Source organism: Cyanobacteria bacterium FACHB-DQ100, from assembly GCA_014695195.1.
In the GTDB taxonomy this organism is placed as follows: domain Bacteria; phylum Cyanobacteriota; class Cyanobacteriia; order Leptolyngbyales; family Leptolyngbyaceae; genus Leptolyngbya.
In genome coordinates, this window is the sequence record JACJNW010000028.1 from 494858 (window position 1) to 513434 (window position 18577).

At 49.1% G+C, this 18577-nt stretch carries 20 protein-coding genes and 1 pseudogene; 11 read left to right on the forward strand and 10 right to left on the reverse strand.

Features of this window, described 5'->3' with window-relative positions; translation table 11 throughout:
* Positions 1 to 2 precede the first annotated feature (2 nt).
* The 4 genes and pseudogenes from H6F51_13470 to H6F51_13485 form a co-directional block, all read right to left on the reverse strand.
* Positions 3 to 911 carry a CoA-binding protein gene (locus H6F51_13470; protein ID MBD1823492.1) on the reverse strand — a complete coding sequence of 303 codons (909 nt, stop codon included), beginning with the start codon at positions 909 to 911 and terminating at the stop codon, positions 3 to 5.
* A gap of 368 nt (positions 912 to 1279) precedes the next feature.
* Positions 1280 to 2467: a succinate--CoA ligase subunit beta gene (locus tag H6F51_13475; protein ID MBD1823493.1), complete on the reverse strand. Its 1188-nt coding sequence runs from the start codon at positions 2465 to 2467 to the stop codon at positions 1280 to 1282.
* Positions 2467 to 3375, reverse strand: a complete 909-nt coding sequence (locus H6F51_13480; GenBank protein ID MBD1823494.1) for an SDR family oxidoreductase — start codon at positions 3373 to 3375, stop codon at positions 2467 to 2469. The genes H6F51_13475 and H6F51_13480 overlap by 1 nt, the downstream gene beginning before the upstream one ends.
* A gap of 76 nt (positions 3376 to 3451) precedes the next feature.
* Positions 3452 to 3597 (reverse strand): annotated as a pseudogene (locus H6F51_13485) (type II toxin-antitoxin system YoeB family toxin).
* Between the two features lie 67 nt (positions 3598 to 3664).
* On the opposite strand from H6F51_13485, the gene H6F51_13490 reads away from it, so the two are divergent.
* From H6F51_13490 to H6F51_13500, 3 genes are read left to right on the forward strand one after another with little or no spacing between them, the layout of a single operon-like run.
* Complete coding sequence (locus H6F51_13490; GenBank protein ID MBD1823495.1) at positions 3665 to 4297, forward strand: sigma-70 family RNA polymerase sigma factor; 633 nt, start codon at positions 3665 to 3667, stop codon at positions 4295 to 4297.
* Entirely contained in the window at positions 4294 to 4614 is a 321-nt protein-coding gene (locus H6F51_13495; GenBank protein MBD1823496.1) for a hypothetical protein, read from the forward strand. The genes H6F51_13490 and H6F51_13495 overlap by 4 nt, the downstream gene beginning before the upstream one ends.
* A 12-nt stretch (positions 4615 to 4626) precedes the next feature.
* Positions 4627 to 5130, forward strand: coding sequence for a Spy/CpxP family protein refolding chaperone (locus H6F51_13500; GenBank protein MBD1823497.1), 504 nt, complete (start codon positions 4627 to 4629; stop codon positions 5128 to 5130).
* 26 nt (positions 5131 to 5156) lie between these two features.
* On the opposite strand, the gene H6F51_13505 is transcribed toward H6F51_13500, so the two are convergent.
* The gene (locus H6F51_13505) at positions 5157 to 5519 is read right to left on the reverse strand and encodes a single-stranded DNA-binding protein (GenBank protein ID MBD1823498.1); all 363 of its coding nucleotides are present in this window, start codon (positions 5517 to 5519) and stop codon (positions 5157 to 5159) included.
* Positions 5520 to 5779: 260 nt separating this feature from the next.
* Here H6F51_13505 and H6F51_13510 point away from each other — a divergent pair, with 260 nt between their 5' ends.
* From H6F51_13510 to H6F51_13530, 5 genes are all read left to right on the forward strand, one after another.
* Positions 5780 to 6781 carry a rod shape-determining protein gene (locus H6F51_13510; GenBank protein MBD1823499.1) on the forward strand — a complete coding sequence of 334 codons (1002 nt, stop codon included), beginning with the start codon at positions 5780 to 5782 and terminating at the stop codon, positions 6779 to 6781.
* A 97-nt stretch (positions 6782 to 6878) separates the two neighbouring features.
* On the forward strand, positions 6879 to 7742 hold the full coding sequence (mreC, locus tag H6F51_13515) for a rod shape-determining protein MreC (protein ID MBD1823500.1): 864 nt from the start codon (positions 6879 to 6881) through the stop codon (positions 7740 to 7742).
* Complete coding sequence (gene mreD, locus H6F51_13520) at positions 7739 to 8305, forward strand: rod shape-determining protein MreD (GenBank protein MBD1823501.1); 567 nt, start codon at positions 7739 to 7741, stop codon at positions 8303 to 8305. The genes mreC and mreD overlap by 4 nt, the downstream gene beginning before the upstream one ends.
* Before the next feature lie 333 nt (positions 8306 to 8638).
* Entirely contained in the window at positions 8639 to 9208 is a 570-nt protein-coding gene (locus H6F51_13525) for an HPP family protein (protein MBD1823502.1), read from the forward strand.
* A gap of 107 nt (positions 9209 to 9315) precedes the next feature.
* Positions 9316 to 9618 (forward strand): hypothetical protein, encoded by a 303-nt coding sequence (locus H6F51_13530; protein MBD1823503.1) that lies wholly within the window; start codon positions 9316 to 9318, stop codon positions 9616 to 9618.
* 58 nt (positions 9619 to 9676) lie between these two features.
* Here H6F51_13530 and H6F51_13535 read toward each other — a convergent pair whose 3' ends face one another.
* The 4 genes from H6F51_13535 to H6F51_13550 form a co-directional block, all read right to left on the reverse strand.
* A complete protein-coding gene (locus H6F51_13535) occupies positions 9677 to 10858 on the reverse strand; it encodes an MCE family protein (GenBank protein ID MBD1823504.1) in 1182 nt (393 codons plus the stop codon).
* Positions 10859 to 10863: 5 nt separating this feature from the next.
* Positions 10864 to 11646 (reverse strand): ATP-binding cassette domain-containing protein, encoded by a 783-nt coding sequence (locus H6F51_13540; GenBank protein MBD1823505.1) that lies wholly within the window; start codon positions 11644 to 11646, stop codon positions 10864 to 10866.
* Between the two features lie 165 nt (positions 11647 to 11811).
* Entirely contained in the window at positions 11812 to 12882 is a 1071-nt protein-coding gene (locus H6F51_13545) for a hypothetical protein (GenBank protein MBD1823506.1), read from the reverse strand.
* Positions 12883 to 13438: 556 nt separating this feature from the next.
* Complete coding sequence (locus tag H6F51_13550; GenBank protein ID MBD1823507.1) at positions 13439 to 14488, reverse strand: glucokinase; 1050 nt, start codon at positions 14486 to 14488, stop codon at positions 13439 to 13441.
* A gap of 106 nt (positions 14489 to 14594) precedes the next feature.
* On the opposite strand from H6F51_13550, the gene pdxH reads away from it, so the two are divergent.
* The 3 genes from pdxH to H6F51_13565 all read left to right on the forward strand — a co-directional run bounded on the left by pdxH (position 14595) and on the right by H6F51_13565 (position 16324).
* A complete protein-coding gene (gene pdxH / locus H6F51_13555; protein ID MBD1823508.1) occupies positions 14595 to 15239 on the forward strand; it encodes a pyridoxamine 5'-phosphate oxidase in 645 nt (214 codons plus the stop codon).
* A 45-nt stretch (positions 15240 to 15284) separates the two neighbouring features.
* Positions 15285 to 15872 carry a Uma2 family endonuclease gene (locus H6F51_13560; protein MBD1823509.1) on the forward strand — a complete coding sequence of 196 codons (588 nt, stop codon included), beginning with the start codon at positions 15285 to 15287 and terminating at the stop codon, positions 15870 to 15872.
* A 62-nt stretch (positions 15873 to 15934) separates the two neighbouring features.
* Positions 15935 to 16324 carry a hypothetical protein gene (locus tag H6F51_13565; GenBank protein ID MBD1823510.1) on the forward strand — a complete coding sequence of 130 codons (390 nt, stop codon included), beginning with the start codon at positions 15935 to 15937 and terminating at the stop codon, positions 16322 to 16324.
* 13 nt (positions 16325 to 16337) lie between these two features.
* On the opposite strand, the gene H6F51_13570 is transcribed toward H6F51_13565, so the two are convergent.
* Positions 16338 to 18323, reverse strand: coding sequence for an AarF/ABC1/UbiB kinase family protein (locus tag H6F51_13570; GenBank protein ID MBD1823511.1), 1986 nt, complete (start codon positions 18321 to 18323; stop codon positions 16338 to 16340).
* Positions 18324 to 18577 lie beyond the last annotated feature (254 nt).

Sequence of the window (18577 nt, forward strand, 5' to 3'; positions counted from 1 at the left end):
CGCTAGATTGCTTCTCGCACAGGCGTTTTCAAAATTCGTTTCACGATCTCAGGAATCTCAGAAGGGCGTTCAGCCACTGGGATTCCTGCACGTTTAAAGGCTGCAACCTTGCTTTCTGCGGTTCCCAAATCAGGCCCAACATTCGCAGCCTGTAAATCAATAATGGCGCCCGCGTGTCCCATGCGGCGATTTCGGGGAGCGCTGCGACCTGCCACATAGGCAATCACAGGTTTGTCGATCGCTTCTGCAATATATCGGGCTGCGGTTTCTTCAAAGTCCCCGCCAATTTCCCCAACCAGCACAATCACATCAGTCTGATCATCTTCGTCCAAGATCTGAAGCCACTGCGGAAACGTGGAACCCGCGATCTGATCACCTCCTAAGCTCACTGCGATCGATTGTCCATACCCCGCCTGTGTCAGCGTCCAAGCCACTTCATACGTGAGCGTTCCATTGCGGCTTACAAGCCCGATCGCACCCGGTCGGTAAAACTCTGGCGGATGAATCCCTAGCAGCACTTGTCCCGGTACAATCACACCCGGACTGTTTGGGCCCACAATCAAGGTTTCAGTTGCCTCAGCTTTGCGAATCAGATGTACCATATCAAGTGGGGGAATTCCGTGACTGACGAGGACAATCTGACGGATGCCAACCGAAATTGCTTCGAGGGCTGCATCCAACGCGGCATAAGGTGGCGAGAAAATTACTGTTGTATCTGCCCCACCAACCTTTGGTAAGGCTTGTTCGAGCATATCGAACACTGGAATTCCTGCAAGCGTCTGCCCACCGTGACCCGGACTCACACCCGCGACAATTTGTGTGCCATACTGCTGCATGAGTGGCGCATAGAGTTTTCCCAATGGCTCTAGGATGCCCTGCACAATGACTTTGCTAGCTGGCGTAAAATTCATAAGAAGGTAGGTAAGCAAGGGATAAATAAATCATTCCGAGGAATGATGTCGGTTACTGTTCAAAGTGAGCCTTTTGCTAGGAATATAAACGGTCAGTTTCGACGAATGCAACCTGCCCAAATTGTTGAAACGAGCGGGTACGTATTCGTCTTTTGCAAGACTTACCGAACAGTGAGCAAATTGAATTTGAATCTATCTTTTTGCCGAGTGCTAGAACAGGCAAATTTTGGCTATTTCTCAAATTATAGAAGGCGCAGCGAGATTGGAAATCCTTAGATTTGCCAAAATCAACAAATGCAACTTAATTTTGTCTAGAAAAATCAGTAGAATTACCTGATTATACCTTGATTAAAAATAGATAAGAGCGCTTAACTCTCTCGTTTTTTCGCAAGAGCAATTAACCGCGCGATCGCACTATCCAAATCATCGATCAGAATGGCTGGAGTGACCGAGAGTTGCTCTTTTGCTTCGGTTAGGTTCGTGCCCAATAGCCGCACAACCAACTTTGGTGATGGAGCGCCCCGACTGATTCTAAGATCTTCTTTGTTGCTAATGGCTCTTGTCGGTGCAGGCGGACGCAGAAAGCGAACGATCGCGGTTGCAACTTGGTCGCTCTTGACCGTTCCGCTCACCATGTTGATTAATATCGCTTTAACTTGCTTATTTCTTGATAGCAACGATAAACCTTGCTCTAGTCGATCGCACAGCGTTTCGGGTTGCCAGTTGTGGTGCGTGTCACTGCCGATATTGACATAGTGCAGTAATTTTCCGCCTGCTTGAGCGATCATATCCATCGTTGTCATCGTTAAAGCGGCTCCGTTGCACAAAATCGCAATCTGTCCCTCTGGATCGATCGTCGTTAGCGACTCTGGTAAGCGATCGATGCCAAACTTGCGAGGACGGGGATCGAGAGCAGCTAACGCAGGATGACGACCCAAAGCGGCATCATTGACGGTGATTTTCCCGTCGAGTGCCATTAGCTCACCTGTCGCACTTACGCCGAGTGGATTAATTTCAACTAAATCTAAGTCTTTGTCGATGAACAGGCGATACAGTCGCTCAACAATCTCACTGAAAGCGTTAATGAGGTTCCCTTGTAGTCCCATTTTCAGCGCTAAGCGTCGCGCATAAAACGAGGAGAATTCTTGATCAATGATAACGTGCTGCATTTCGTCGATCGCCGTTTGCACATCGATTCCCCCTTTTGTCGATCCCAGAATCACAGGTCGTCGAATTGATTGATTGAGAACAACGGCGAGATAAAGCTCCTGCTGCGCCTCATACTTTGCTTCTGCCAACAAGACTTTAGGATATTCCCCCATAATTGGCAGATTAAAAATTGAATGCGCCGCTGCGATCGCGTCGATCGTATTCGACACAAACCGCACACCCCCAACCCGTCCACGCTCACCTACATAGACTTGAGATTTGAGCGCGATCGGATACGGGATTTTCAGCGCTTTGAGATCGGTCGGACGCTCGATACATTGCGAAGGCAGCACCGGAATGCCGACTTCGCGGAACAAATCTTTGGCTTGATATTCGAGGAGATCCATTACAGGGAGGGCTGACGGTGACGAGTTTTCCATTCCTTGGCAACGCGATCGATGCCGTAGAATCTTTGCCAAAAGCGATCGACGATCCATGTGGGAAGTGCCTTTGTCATCATAAATACAGTCAAGCCGCCTGCGGTCGCTGCAATGTAACGAGAGCGGGGATGCTTCGCCACGATCGCCTTGATGATCACAGTCGCGACACGCTCCGAAGTCCAAGCCTGACGTTTTGTAATTTTATCCAAGTTTTTCAGTTGCTCAAACGCGGCTCGATAGGGTGTATTCTTCCCATCGGGCATCGTGTTATGAACTTCACGATCGACCACATCAAAAAATTCTGTACTGACAGGCCCCGGTTCAATCACGCTGACTCGAATATTAAACGGCTCTAATTCCCGCCGCAGACTATCGCTGAGCGATTCCAGCGCAAACTTAGAAGCGCTGTACAATCCACCAAACGGAAACGCAATCCGACCTCCGAGCGAACTGACATTAATAATTTTGCCGCCGCCGTGATCGCGCATCACCGGAATTAAGGCTTGAATCAATCCGATCGCCCCAATCACATTCACCTGAAATTGTCGCTGAACGGATTCGATCGGAATCAACTCAACAGGCCCCATCTGTCCGTAACCCGCATTATTCACCAGTACATCTACGCGCCCAAACTTGTCGATCGCCGTCTGCGCCAACGCCTTGACCTGATCCGGTTGTCCCATATCCGTTGCGACAACGAGAACTTCAACTCCAGACTGACGAATCCGATCGGCGATTTTTTCTAATTTATCGATGCTCCGAGCCGCCAGAATCAATCGGACGTTGGGCAAGCGATCGGCTAACGTTTGCGCGAGTGCGGCTCCGATTCCCGCCGATGCACCCGTAATTAAAACGACTTGAGACGACGCAGACATAAGCAAAAGGAGTGATTTCTTCTCATCGATCCTATGCTATCTGAATCAATCCGAGCAGCAGAGTTATTAGAACTTCTCAATCGGCGTAGTGGTATCGGCAAGAAATTACGGTTAAAGGCTCGTCATCTACTGCATAAACACTGCATAAACTAAGCGATGGGTCTCATCAATACGCCGCGACCAAAATCCTGCCAAAACTATTTCTTGTACAAGATTACTCATTTCAATTTGAGTCAGCAATGGTTAACTGAACCTTTCTAAACCCGTTGCAGTCTAAACAGTATCTTGAATGGATGGCACTCGGTCAGTGACTACGGCAGAAATTTCTTGGATAGGTTCTATATTCCCGGTGCAAGCAGATGATTCTCCCTCAAATTTTGCCGATCAGGGCGATCGCGAACTGATCAAAGACAGCATTGCGGGAAATACTCAAAGCTTTCGCCGCCTCTACAGACGCTATCAAAATCGCGTCCGGGCATTGCTCTACCAACTGTGCGACCCTCACGCGATCGATGATTTGGTTCAAGAAGTATTCTTGCGGGTTTGGAAAGGCTTACCCAAGTTTCGCCAAAATTCCCAGTTCTCCACTTGGCTGTATCGAATTGTCTGGAATGTGGCATCCGATTACCGCCAAGCGGCAGCAAAAAGCCGATCGCGCCTCGAAGTCCTGACCCAACACGCCCCCACCCAGCAAGATGCCCCCGATCTGATGCAGATGCACTACGAAGATATTGTCATGCGCGGCTTGAAGGAATTGAGCTTCGACCATCGCACGATTTTAGTGCTGCATGACTTGGAAGGAATGCCGCAAAAAGAAGTCGCTGATATTTTAGAAATTCCGGTTGGTACAGTGAAATCAAGGTTATTTCATGCACGCGGGGCAATGCGCCAATTTCTCGATCGTCAAGGAGTTCAACTATGAAGCCATTTTCCCAAGATGACGAGGATCTCGCTCAGTTTCTTCGGCAGCATCGATCTTCACCGCCTGCCGCAGCACCGGATTTAGAAGATCGAATTATTCAATCTTTGCCAAAGCGCCGCGTTTCTCGTCCGCTTATCTTATTTACTGCGGGAATTGCAGCAAGTTTTATTGGTGTGATGATTGCTCAACCTGTTCGATCGCCGTCACCCGATGCTGCAACCCTCGAAGCCTTTATGGAAAGTAGCTGGTCAACGGTTTTAGACGGAACTAGCGATACCAATTCTGATTACCTTGCGCTGGTCGATTCTACTAATTAGGAGTTCAGTACTATGTTGCGTCGTGTTGCCCTGATTGCAACTTCATCAGTTTTAGTATTAGTTGGAAGTGCAGCAGTATTACGGGCGGTAGATTTCCGACAAGATCGTTTCACCGAAACGATCGCCCAAGTTCCCGATCGTTCAATGCGCGATCGTCCCGGTAGAGGCGACGGAGGATTGATGCGTGAACTGAATCTTTCAGCCGATCAAATGACCAAGATTCAGCAGATCCGATCGCGCTATCGGGATGAGTTAAGTAACGATCGAAACGCTGCTCGCCAAGCACAGCAAGAACTTCGCGCTCTGATGGCGGGAACTGCAACCGATGCTCAGATCCAAGAAAAATATCGTCAAGTCAAAGATCTGAGAGCCAAGGTCGCAGATGCTCAGTTCAACAGTATGTTAGAGATCCGAAATGTGCTGAGTATAGAGCAGCGGCAGAAATTTGCGGAGCGCATGGACAAACGTAGAGGAGAACTGCGAGACCGATTACCGGGACGATCTCCAGGAATTTAGCGGGGAAGACTCCCCGCCCAGAGATTCTAGAAATCTTCTTCGTAAGCGGAAGTATCTCCACCTTCGTTGTCGCGCTTTGAGCCGAGAAGCTGCAAACGATCGACCAAAACCACAGGACTCGATCGGGCGGCTCCCGTGTTTTTGTCTGTCCAGGTATCCAGCTTCAGCGATCCCTTAACTCCAATCAAGCTGCCTTTGCGAACATAATTTGCTGCCACATCCGCTTGCTTGCCCCAAAGCTCCAAATTAAACCAATCGGGCTGGTCACTATTTTTTGTTTGTCGATTCACCGCCAGCGTCAAGCGACATTTAACGCTGCCCGACTCAAAATATTTGACATCAGGTTCCCCACCAACCCGTCCAACCAGCGTCACGACATTTAAGCTCATAGTTCATCTGTACCCTATTTAGCGATCGCCTCTATGTTAATCGATTTTGCTGCCTAAACGAAGACTCGATCCTTTTGGTGAATTTCATCTCACGGCTAGGTAATTCTTCGGAAATGCCCCTAGACTCAGGGTGGAAACTATAATAAGATCCACTATCGACTGACATCATTGCGTAGCATTGCAATCTTCAGCATACTCATTACACTTTAAGAGGCAGGAATCTAGTGGGTCTTTTCAGTCGCTTCTCCCTCTCGCGGGACATGGGTATCGATCTCGGTACCGCTAACACCCTAGTCTACGTATCTGGCAAAGGCATTGTTTTATCTGAACCGTCCGTTGTCGCGATCGATCAAACCGACAAAGTTCCACTAGCCGTAGGTGAAGATGCCAAACGAATGCTGGGTCGCACACCCGGAAACGTAGTCGCCCTGCGTCCCCTGCGTGACGGTGTAATTGCCGATTTTGATACGGCTGAGTTGATGCTGAAACACTTCATTCAGCGCGTCCACGAAGGCAAAGCGCTCGTTTCCCCTCGCATCGTGATCGGCATTCCTAGTGGAGTCACTGGAGTCGAGCGTCGTGCGGTGATGGAAGCAGCTTCACAAGCCGGAGCGCGTGAAGTGTATTTGATCGATGAACCTGTTGCTGCCGCGATCGGTGCCGGTTTACCCGTAGCAGAACCGACCGGAAACATGATCATCGATATCGGTGGAGGCACAACTGAAGTCGCGGTTCTGAGTTTGCAAGGAACAGTTTTGAGCGAGTCGGTACGAGTCGCAGGGGATGAATTGAGCGATGCGATCGTTCAGTACATGAAAAAGGTTCACAACCTGGTGATTGGAGAACGCACGGCTGAAGAAATCAAAATCCAAATCGGTTCTGCTTATCCGAGTGCCGCCGACGAAGAAGTCATGGAAGTACGAGGCTTGCACTTGCTGTCTGGACTGCCGCGAACCGTGACGATTAAAGGGCCTGAGATTCGCGAGAGCATGTCAGAGCCACTTTCTGTGATTGTCGATGCTGTCAAGCGCACTCTAGAGCGCACACCACCGGAACTTGCAGCAGACATTATCGATCGAGGAATTATGCTGGCAGGGGGTGGCGCATTGCTCAAAGGACTGGATACCCTGATCAGCCACGAAACCGGAATTGTGGTTCACGTTGCCGCCGATCCGCTCAGTTGTGTTGTGTTGGGGACAGGTCGCGTGTTAGAAAACTTTAAGCAATTAGAGCGCGTTTTCAGCACTCGTCCGCCCCGCTAGATTGTCCTGATCAGGCGCATCAAAGCGTGGAAATTATGTAAGGTCTTGCATTGGTAAGACTCAGTTTGCTATGCAGTCTATCTCTTGAGAATGCTGAATGTACGAATTGCGCCGCTGGTGGGATCGCTTTGGAGTCCCATTTACTCTTGCTACCCTGGGACTAGGAACGGCACTCTTAGTTCGGCAGACTCAAGCTGGTTTTGTGATGGAAACCTATCAATGGCTTACCCGTCCATTTCAGTCCAAGCCTGTTTTACCCGAACAATTAGTCACCGCTCAGAATAACGAACTGCGCCAGCGGCTGATTGAGCTAGAGAGCAAAAATCAGAAATTAGAAGAATTACTGGGACTGGCTCGATCGAAGCAAGTGAAAGGGATTCCGGCACCTGTGATCGGGCGCAGCGCAGGCCACTGGTGGCAACAAGTGACGCTTGGACGTGGCACAAATGATGGGGTCAAAAAAGGGGCTGTTGTTCTGAGCCCAGGAGGACTCGTCGGGCGAGTGACGCAGACGACCGCGAGTACAAGCCGCGTTCTCCTGCTGAGCGATCCATCCAGTCATGTGGGTGTGGTAATTAGCCGTAGTCGGTTTATGGGATACCTGCGCGGTAAAACGGGAAATCGGGCAGTGGTGGAATTTTTTGAAAAAGTCCCCGATGTTCGCAAAGATGATGTGGTCACTACTTCTTCGTTTAGCCAGTTGTTTCCAGCAGGAATTCCAGTTGGACGAGTGGAATCGGTTGATCTCACCAAAAGCCCTGCTCCTGAAGCGACGATCGAGCTAACCGCTTCAATCAACTATTTAGAGTGGGCAATCATTTATCCACATACACCCGCCCTTGCAGATCCTCAGCCTGCTGCTCCACAACCCGCAGCATCGCCCTTGCCAGAGGCAACGATTGCACCTGATGGATCTTCCGCTTCGCCTGCTCCAACCGCCTTACCCAGCCCTACGCCATGACTCTTCGTGCGATCGCAAAATTCACGGATACCTATCCGATCGCTCGCCCACTCCTCAACGGCGCGATCACGGTGGGATCGGTCTGGTTATGTCTGCTGTTGCTCCCGCTACGATTGCCTGGAATGGAATTAGCGGGAATTAGCCCGAACTGGCTTTTAATTTGGGTTGTGGCATGGAGTGTTAAGCGCGTCGTCTGGCAAGGGGCGATGGCAGGATTAATTTTAGGGTTACTACAAGATGGAATGTCTTCATCCCATCCTACTCATGCGCTTGGATTGATTGTGGTGGGGGCGCTGACCGCAAAGCTGCAAAAGCAGCGCTATGTCCAAGAAGATTTTATTTCAGTGGCGCTGATTGTTTTCTTGATGGCAGTGGTTTCGGAGACGATCACGGCGCTACAATTTAGCGTTTCCGGGGGTCGATCTCTCTCCGACATCTGGACGTATCACCAATTTATTGCGCTGAGTTCTGCCATTCTCAGCAGCTTGTGGGCACCTGTGGTTTACTTCCCGCTGAATCGCTGGTGGGAGACAATGAGCATTGCAGAACAGAAACAGAATTAATGCGATCGTCTTCCACTGTCGCCACTGCCATAGCCAGCACTCGCACAAATCCCAAGCCTGCAATTCGATTCGGATCAACTGCATCCACAGTTTGTAATTTCATTGCCAACACTCCCGTATTCACTGCAATACTCAGACTTTAGGGGGTGTAGCCTCGGCAGTGAGATCAAATTCTCGCGCGGACTAATCGAAATCCTGCTCAAATCTGTAGACGAACTCATATAAGCTTGATAAGAAAAAACTGTAGTGAAAGGCACATTTTCTCCGTTTCGAGCATAATTGTTACGGTATCCTGACAATAGTTCAACTTTAGTTCAACTATTGAGTGCTGTTATGAGAAAGCTCTTTTCCGAAAGCCACGCTGAAACCTTGACTCGATCTCGATCGACGGTACGATCGCTGCGATATTTCTTACAGCACTTTGGAACTACCAACCAACCTCAGTTCTCTTACAGCCAAATTCTGCTCTGTTGGCTCGGAAGTTTCCTCAGCATTGCAACGCTGGCTTATCTTTCAGTACACACCCACCATCCGCTGATTGCGGCTCCCTTTGGTGCAACTGCCGTCATTCTCTCCACCCTCCCCGACAGTCCGCTTGCTCAACCCCGCAACGTGATTTTAGGAAACTGTATTGGCGCGATCGTCTGCATTCTCTCGGTTCACTACTTTGGGACGGCTCCTTGGGTGATGGCGCTATCGGTTGCTACAGCTATCAAGCTGATGCAATTAACCAAAACGATCCATCCTCCGGGCGGCGCGGTTGCCTTAGTCGGCGTGATGAATAGTGCATCTTGGGACTTTCTCTTCACTCCCGTATTAGCCGGATCGCTGATCATGGTTGGTTGTACTGCGGCGTTCAGCCATTTCGCTACAGGAAAAGGGTATCCGAAGCGCTGGTTCTAGCGATCAAACAGAAGTATCCATTGAGGTTGACGAATCATACCTATAGAAAATTTAGAACGTTATTAGGACTTCTGTTCGCTAGATCTTGAAAGAAGATTAAATAATAGATGGTGATTATGACAAGCTTAGGAACGAAAACTTTGGGAGCGCTACTGATCAGTGCTTCACTGCTGACTGGGAGCGTTTTACTGACAAGCTGCGGACAACCTGAAGCTGAGAAAAAACCAGAATCGCAAGCGCCACAGGAAGCCGTGAACCAACCAGCCAATCAGCAGCAACAAAACCAGAATCAAGCCCAAGATGATGACGACAAGAATCAAGTCCAAGATGACGACGACAAGAATCAATCGCCTGGTAAAGACGATGACGACGACAAGAATCAATCGTCTGATAAAGACGACAATGATTGATCGTCTTGAACAAGTCCCCTAATTCATCGTCAACTTTCAAGACAGTTTGATCAGCGTTCTAGGGTGTTGATGAACCCGTGTCGATCGGTTTTGCTGCGGATTGAGGGGGTACAGGCTGTGCGGTTGGTGCAGCTAGAATCTGAGCAATCTCGGCTTGTTGCTGGAGCTGTTGCGTCGAAGACACCAAGCCGCTTAATCCGTTAATTAATCGCCTCAAATTATCGCGCAGCTTTGGATCGCCCGTTAGCTCATCTAAATCTGAAGTGATCTTTTGCGTATTCTCAAAGGTTGCTCTAGCAGAATCTAAAGTCTGTTGCAGCATAGTCACCGTTGTCGGATTGTTCAGCGTGGCTGAAACATCCCGGAGATTTGCGGAAGTTTGAGCTGCATTTGCTGACAGTGTTTCTAAGTTGCGGAGCAAATTACTCCCCTCAACTTGATTTAGCAACGGACTGAACCGCGCTACACTGCCGCGGAGTTCAGTGCTTGTCGCACTCAAATTATCCAACGTCGAAACCAAGGTCGATCGATTCGCTGTAATGAGCTCATTGATTTGCGCGATCGTCAATGTGGCTTGATCTGCCGTATTTGCGATCGATCGTGCCGTAGATGAAAAAGTTCTCACTTCAGTTCGTGCCGTTCTCACCAATCCGGTGACTTCGCGGCTGAGCCGGGCAATCTCAGAGGCTGCCTCGCTGCTATTTTTCGTCAGGGTATTGATATTGCCAGTAAATTGAGGATTGCTATAGGTATCTGCAAAGCGAATCGTCGCCCGAATCAACTCATCGGTGCTAATCCCAATGACGCCTCTGATGCGGGAATTTTGGCAGAGAATTAGTTCGCGATCGCAGTTACGATCGCGAGGCCCCGCCGAAACCGCTGTCTCAGGAATCGCTCGACGTGGCGTAATATCTAGCACCGTTTCACCGAGTAAGCCTGTTTGATTCACGCTCAGGTCTGAATCTTTCGGAATCGCGAGATCCGACCGTGTAATCTCTAGCCTTACCTCGACCCCATTCGGCCCTGGAACGATAGTTTCAATTCTGCCCACGTTCACGCCCCGGTAGCGCACCGCAGACCCCGTTTGCACCCCATTAATCGCGGCAAAATCCGCATAGACCGTAAAACTTTGATTCGCAGGATTCAGCCCCTTAATCCATAGCACCAAGCCGCCAAACAGACCCACGCCTGCCAAAATCATCAACCCGACTGAACCTTCTCGAACCGTTCGCGATCGCATAACTCCTACCTTAATACCTGAATCGGCCCATCCACACTGCCACTCAAAAACTGCCGAATTAACGGCTCGTCTGTCGTATCGAGTTCATGTACCTTGCCTTCCCACTGCACCTGCCCCTGATGGAGAAATAATACGCGATCGGCAGTCCGTCGGATTGTACTCTCTTGGTGTGTCACCATCACATAACTTTGACAGCCCCGCTGCGGATCTTGCAGCACTCGCACCAGATCCTCAATCACCGTCGAAGCGATCGGATCAAGGCCCGCTGTTGGTTCATCATAAAGTAGCACAGCAGGCGTATCTTCAGGATTCTCAGGGTTCACCATGATCGCTCGCGCAAAGCTCACCCGTTTTCTCATGCCGCCGGATAACTCTGCTGGATAGCGCTGCCCGATTCCCGACAGTCCCACCATCTCTAAGCGCTCCTCCACCAGTTGCCGAATCTGGCGACGAGACAGCCGGGAATGCTGATACAGCAGAAACCCGACATTTTCTTCAACGGTGAGTGAATCAAATAGCGCCGCTTGCTGAAACACCATGCTGATGAGTAAGGGGTCGGGAGCATCCTCGATTAATCCTTTGCGCCGTTTGCCGCCGACGTGAATTTCTCCCTGATCGGGAGCCAGCAGTCCTGCAATAATTCGCAACACTGTTGATTTCCCCGTCCCCGATGGGCCGATCACCGCCAGTGCTTCTCCTGGATAGATCGTCAGATTCACTCGATCGAGGACTTTGTTTTCCCCAAACGTTTTGCTGACTTCTCTAAGTTCAATTAACGGCTCAGCCATGCGCCTCTATCCTCGATCTGTGAATGCCAGATTGCAGCATACGCAAGGCTGTCAACAGGCGACTAGACTATCACACCAATACCAAATTAGCGATTCTCTGACGAGTTGGGCTAGGACAGATACAAGAATTTGCTAAGTATTCCAGCTAAGTATTACAAGCATCCTCTAACAAGACTTAAACATGAGTTTCCAGGCGATTTTCTCCACGATCGTATTCACACCTTCATGATGGAGTTCGATCGGTTGCTTTTTCAATCGTCGCAGTTCGGTCATGGCTTTGCGCGTGACCGCATGGCTTGTATCATCGGTGAGCAATAAGACCACATCGGCTGTCTGAATCTGCTGCACCGCTTGATCCACAATCAGCAATCCATCTTCCACAGTAGACCAGACAAAATAAACCTTGGGCAATTTCTCCTTTACATAGGTTCGCGTCGTTGTGTGTCCGCCAAACACGACTACTTTTCCCCGTAGATGGGTGTAGGATTCTTTTTCCTCAGCTTCACTGTCGGATTCACTGTCAGACGGTGCAGGCTTCGATCGTTTTTCGCTAATTGGTCTTGGTTCAGATTGCGATTGCGACCAAAGCTTACGGGCATGAGCATCCATGATCTTGAGCCTCTGGATCGCAGTCCCTTGAATCGTAATCGGCTTCTCGCTGAGTGCTTGAACTCGGTTATACAAAAACTCTACGACTTCATCTAAGCGATTGACTCCTTTTAAATCTTCGCGGTAGTGATAGACATCCATGGCTAAGTACGACGCATCATAATAATTCGTCTGTTCGCGAATGCGATCGAGCAGCTGTTCTGCGGTTTCATGCCGCTCCTGCGTTAATCTTTCGGCTTGGTGCTTACTCATCTGCGCTTCGTATTCGCGCTGCGCCTGTTCTTCTCGTCGCTCTTCGATGATTTGTTTGATCAGGTCAATGTCAGCCGTGCTTTCCCCATTGTCCGCTAAAGACTGACGCGCTTCGATTAAGCGGCGAGATAGCTCCGGTAAGTCATGCTGTATCTGCGTGCGATAGTGCCGGATAGCAGTAGATAGTTGTTCGTAAGTTGCTTGCGCTTGAGTATCACTTTCGAGGATGCCTTTTTGGTCAAAGCCCTGCTTGAGTTCTTCTAGGCGAACACAGTATTGTTCTAATCGCTGTTGAATGTCTTGACGAACTTCCATTAAGCGGAGCGTTTCTTGTGAAATACATTCGAGATCGTCGATCGAGAGAAAAGATTGCATCGGGAATTCCTCTTTACTTTATAAGTCAATCTGTGAAAATTTTTGACACAGGTAATTTATGCCACTCCGTCTAGGATCTAGAACAGGTCTGAAATAGAAGCATTTTTATTCAGTCTGCCCATTGTACTGTTTGTTCGATAGATCGCGACCGAGTGAATATTCAGCATCCGTATTACTGAGTCGATGGCTAGCGAAGTCCCAAACATTAAACGCTGCCGCGAAATAATTCCTATAGTTCATGAGATGGTGAACTACCACATCTTTAGCTATACGTACACAGGGAAGTTGACTAATGTTTTTACTGAGCGCGCGATCGGTTGCGGCGAATTTGTTTGTGATTGAACCCGTGATGTAGCGATCGGGTGTTGAACTGGCTCAATTGAAGAACAATTTGATGCTTAGTATCAAGGAGCCAGAGATCTCTTGTTCCCTCTCCCTAAGGAGAGGGTTAGGGTGAGGGCTGAAACGCGATGCGTTCACAAATCGACTAGGCTTGCTCTATCGTGTTTCTACACAAAATTAGCCTCTGCACAATCAAGATGATCACACAAGATGATCACAAGCGAGATGCACAGAGCGCGGCTCCAATCAGTCCAACTTGTGGATTCAACACAACCTGAACAGGAATCCGTTCCATCAACGATCGCATTCTGCCCTTTAGCGCAAACGATCGTAAAAAGCTGCCTTCTTCCATCAACGGCAAAATCTTTGCTGCAATTCCACCTGCAATGTACAATCCGCCATACGAAAGCAGTTTCAGCGACAGATTTCCTGCTTCTGCACCGTAGGCTTCAATGAAGATCTGCATCGTTTTTTCTGAAAGCCGATCGCGCTTCTCCAGTGCCGCTTGCGAGATTGCGGCTGCCGGATCAACCGTTTTCTCACTCTTGCCGATTTCCGATTCCCAGACCTGCATCAGCTTTGCAATTTCAGGAGATTCGGCTGCGAAGTGGCGATCGCGCAGAAACTGATAAATTGACACAATGCCCTGTCCAGAAACGATACGCTCGGCGGACACTCGCTCGATATTAAGCTTCTCTAATAGATAGTGCGATAGTTGAAACTCTAGTTCGGTGCGTGCAGAGAAATCTGTATGCCCACCTTCTGAACCAAAGACTTGATACTCTTTGCCGTTGTGAATCAGATATCCCTGCCCTAATCCTGTGCCCGCACCAATCAGCGCGATCGGCGCACTCGGTTCGCGCTTGCCAACTTGTAGCGTTTGCAAATCCGATTCATCTAGCGCTAAAAGCCCATAACCAACCGCCGCAAAATCATTGATTAGCGAAATCTGTGGGATGGATAGCTGTTCCGATAAACGATCGGCTTCCAGTGTCCAGCCAACATTAGTAACCTTGCTTGTGTTGTCTACCACAGGCCCTGCGATGCCAAAACAGGCTTTTTGCGGCTGAAACGTCTGTCCGGTTTCTTCTTGCGCTTGCTTGAGAAACGTCTGCACCATTGGTACGAGATCTGGGAATTCACGGCTGGAATAGCGTTTCTCAAATCGGTTGTTTCGGGCGGTTTCTATGTGATCTGCTTCCGCTTCCACCAGACGTAGAATCGTTTTCGTTCCCCCAATATCGCCAGCAAGTAACAGCGTCATTCGTTGTCGTCCTCCGATCGTGCAAGTCTTCAGTAATCTACTCTGTGTCTTTAATACAATGCAATTAGGACAAAGAATGCAATTAGGACAAAGATAGATAAAAACGATGGCTACTTCCTCGATCGCAGACCTCAGAAAAGACTACACCAGAGAAACGCTCAACGAAACAGATGTTGATTCAAATCCTTTCGAGCAGTTTCGCCGCTGGTTTGATCAAGCGGTGAAGGCAGAACTACCCGAACCCAACGCGATGACCGTAGCGACCGCATCGCAAGACGGCATGCCCGATGCCCGAATTGTCTTGCTTAAAGCGGTGGACGATCGGGGCTTTACCTTTTTCACGAACTACAACAGCACCAAGGGCAAAGAGCTAGAAACCAATCCTCAAGCCGCACTGGTGTTTCTGTGGACAGAGTTAGAGCGCCAAGTGCGAATTGTGGGCGCGGTCGAGAAGGTTTCACCAGAAGAATCGGATGGATATTTTTCTAGTCGTCCACACAATAGCCGCTTGGGAGCTTGGGCATCCGAGCAAAGCGAGGTGATTCCGAACCGTGAGGTGTTAGAGCAAAAGTTAGCGGCATTGAAGCTTGAATACGAGAATCAAGAAGTGCCGCGCCCGCCGCACTGGGGAGGATTTCGAGTGATTCCGCGTGAAATTGAGTTTTGGCAAGGTCGATCGAGTCGCTTGCACGATCGATTACGCTATCAGCTTCATGATGGGCAATGGGTCATCGATCGTCTGTCCCCCTAAGCAATAATGAAGGAGCGTATTCAAGCCAGCAGTGGGAGTTAAAAGATGGAACTGTCGCTTCCCCTCAAGTTGAATCTGGATCATGTTCATCTCAGTGATGAGCAGTTTTATCAACTCTGCATTCGTAATCCTAAGTTGAACATTGAACGGAACACGAAAGGAGTGTTAATCGTTATGCCCCCGGTTGGCGGAGATAGTGGCAAGAGAGAGGCTAACTATATCATCGATTTAGGAATCTGGAATCGCCAAACAAATCTTGGAGAAGTATTCAGTTCCTCAACATTGTTTAGGCTCCCTGGTGGGGGTGATCGCTCGCCCGATGCAGCATGGGTTGAACGATCGCGCTGGCTGGCACTCACCCCGGAACAACGCCAAAAATTTCCCCCGATCGCGCCTGATTTTGTAATTGAACTGCGCTCTCGAACCGATAGTCTGAGCGATTTGCAAGAAAAGATGCAGGAATATCTCGATAGCGGTGTTCGGCTGGGGTGGCTGTTTAATCCACAGGATCAGCAGGTCGAAATTTATCGACAAGGTCAGGATAAAGAGGTCAAATCCCTGCCGACACCATTATCTGGAGAAACAGTTTTACCTGAATTTGAGTTGCAGGCTGATTTATTCACCGATGAGTGAGTGATTGATTTTTACGCGAGGCATTCGTTATCTTTGAGGACAACGTTTGTCCTTTTGCAAAGATGTCGATCGATTTACTTGTCTTTAGCATCACGGTTGATCCAAGCGCGATTGCGGGGGCTTGTCTCTGGGCGTTGGCGCTCTATTTGGGATTCTCGCCTGTGAGCGATTGGGTGATGGAGCAACTGAATCGCTGGTTTAACTATGCGGAGCGATCGCTCTATTCATCGATCGAAGAGTTTGAGCGCACTCGATCGGCGCGAGAAGCTCAGAATGCGTTTTATGCTTCGATTCTGAGTATTTTCCCGTTTTTGGGCATCGGGGCGCTGTGCAATTTTGGGGTGGAGATTGGTTTGGGAAGAAGTTGGGCAATTAGCGTTGGAGTGCTTGCCTGTATGGGCTGCGGTGTTTATGAACTGGGTCGCCGGGATGGGCAGAAATCCGAACGCTAATTGCTTTTTCAGGTTATCGAACTACGGTTAAAGCTGAGGTGGGCTGCACTGGACGACTTACCTCTTCTTTGAGTAACACTTCTCGAATCAATCGCGCTGCGAGTCGCTGAGACAGATCGCTGATGATTTGCTGCCCCATCTTCTGAGTTTCAGGTTTCGCTAATAAACGCGGGATTAATGCAAGCATTTTCGTCTGATTGAAGCCGCGTGTTTCTCTCAGGATATTCCACACCCGCTTGAGATGGTCTAAAGTGGCTTGGTTTTCAGGCGGTAAAGGCGATCGTTCGACTGCTAAACCCACTCGTTCGCGAAAACCATAAGACAGGGTTTTCCAAGCAGTTTGGCTCAGTGAATCTAATGCTTTCGCAATTTCATCGACTAAGTTTGCGCGAATAAATTCACCCCGATCGCTAAACAAATAGTCGGCCGCCTGATCGAGCGCCTGATCTAAGTTGTAGTCTGAATTGTCTCGCGCATTCTTCAGCAAGTTCTCTAACCGATTCCAGCGAAAACTTCCATCTTTGAACAAGAGATCGCGCAGCGATGCCCGCAGTTCTGGAGCCGGATCAGTTAAGAGCCGTTTTGATACATAAGGATAAGCTTTGCTCAGAACTTTGAAATTGGGATCAACATTAATCGCAATTCCTTCAAGCGTGACCAGCGATCGAATAATTAACGCGAAGAATGCAGGCACTTGAAAAGGATACTCGTACATCAGCGCCGATAATTTATCGGTGATGCTTTTGATGTTGATTTCGGCAACAGAAGCACCTAATGCTTCGTTGAATACTTCCGCGAATGCTGGAATGATCGGAGTCAGATCCATCGTGGGCGATAGAAATCCCAGATTGACATAATCTTGAGCTAAGCCCTCAAAATCCCGGTTTACCAGGTGGACGATCGCTTCGATTAGCCCATATCGCTGATAAGGTTCAACCTGGCTCATCATGCCGAAATCGAGATAGGCTAAGCGTCCATCGGGCATTGCCAGTAAGTTGCCAGGATGTGGATCGGCGTGAAAGAATCCATGCTCTAGAAGCTGTCGGAGCGAACATTGCACCCCAACATCAATCAGGTGAGTTGCATCAATGCCCTGAGCGCGGATCGCTTCGAGTTGCGTCAGCTTGTTTCCGGTAATCCATTCCATTGTCAGAACTCGCCGTCCCGTATATTCCCAGTAGATCTTAGGAACGTAGATCTCTGGCAGGTGTCCGTAGAGTTCTTGGAATCGCTCGGCGTTATGTCCCTCATGGGTGTAGTCCATTTCTTCAAAGATGCGAGTCGCTAATTCATCAGCGATCGCAACCAAGTTACTCCGGATTTGCTTGATGTTTTTCATCGCCCACCCTGCCAAACGCCGCAGAATGAACATATCCAGAGCAATGCTTCGCGCCAGTCCCGGACGCTGAACCTTGACCGCAACGGTTTCGCCTGTTTTCAGCTTGCCTTTGTAGACCTGACCTAAAGAGGCAGCGGCGATCGGCATCGGACTCAATTCTTCGTAGATCTGATCCGGGGTTTTGCCTAACTCTTCGCGAATAAATTGGAATGCAACTTCGTTGGGAAATGGAGGAAGCTGGTCTTGAAGTTTGGTTAATTCTTCCAGATAAGTCGGCGGCACTAAATCCGGTCGCGTAGATAGTGCTTGCCCAATTTTGATAAATGCAGGGCCTAAATTCGTCAACATCTCGCGCAGATGTATCGCCTGTTTGGGCTGACTTTCAATCGTTCTTCCGGTAATGCGATCCCACCACAGCCGCGCTGCAAAGAAGAGAAACGGTAGAAAAATTCCCAGCGTGCGCTGCCACACTTTAAGCGATCGCGTCCGATAATAGGCTGCAATCAAATCAGGGTCATAGCGCAGCGTTGTCATATCGGCTTGATTCGGAACCAATGCTAACTCCGATGTGATCATGCCGTTCTCGGTGCGAATAAAGGGAAGAGTGTCCGTAGGTTGAGGCGCTTCAGCAGCAATAGAGGAAGGAGAGGTTGCATTCATCGATCGACACCGGAGGCAAGAATTATAAAGTATTGTAACAACAAGCTCTTAAGGATTGACTGTCTTTAGTTAATCATTTTGCGGAAGCTTTGAGAGTGCCCGCGATTGTTAGATTACCGAATGCCATACATCAGGAAATCCTCACCGAGTACGAGAAGTCACACCAAAATCTTCATCTGCCTCCCTCTTGACGCAGAGATAGAATGAATTTGCTCTATCTAAAATCAAATCTTTCTTGTTATTTGCATTCTCCT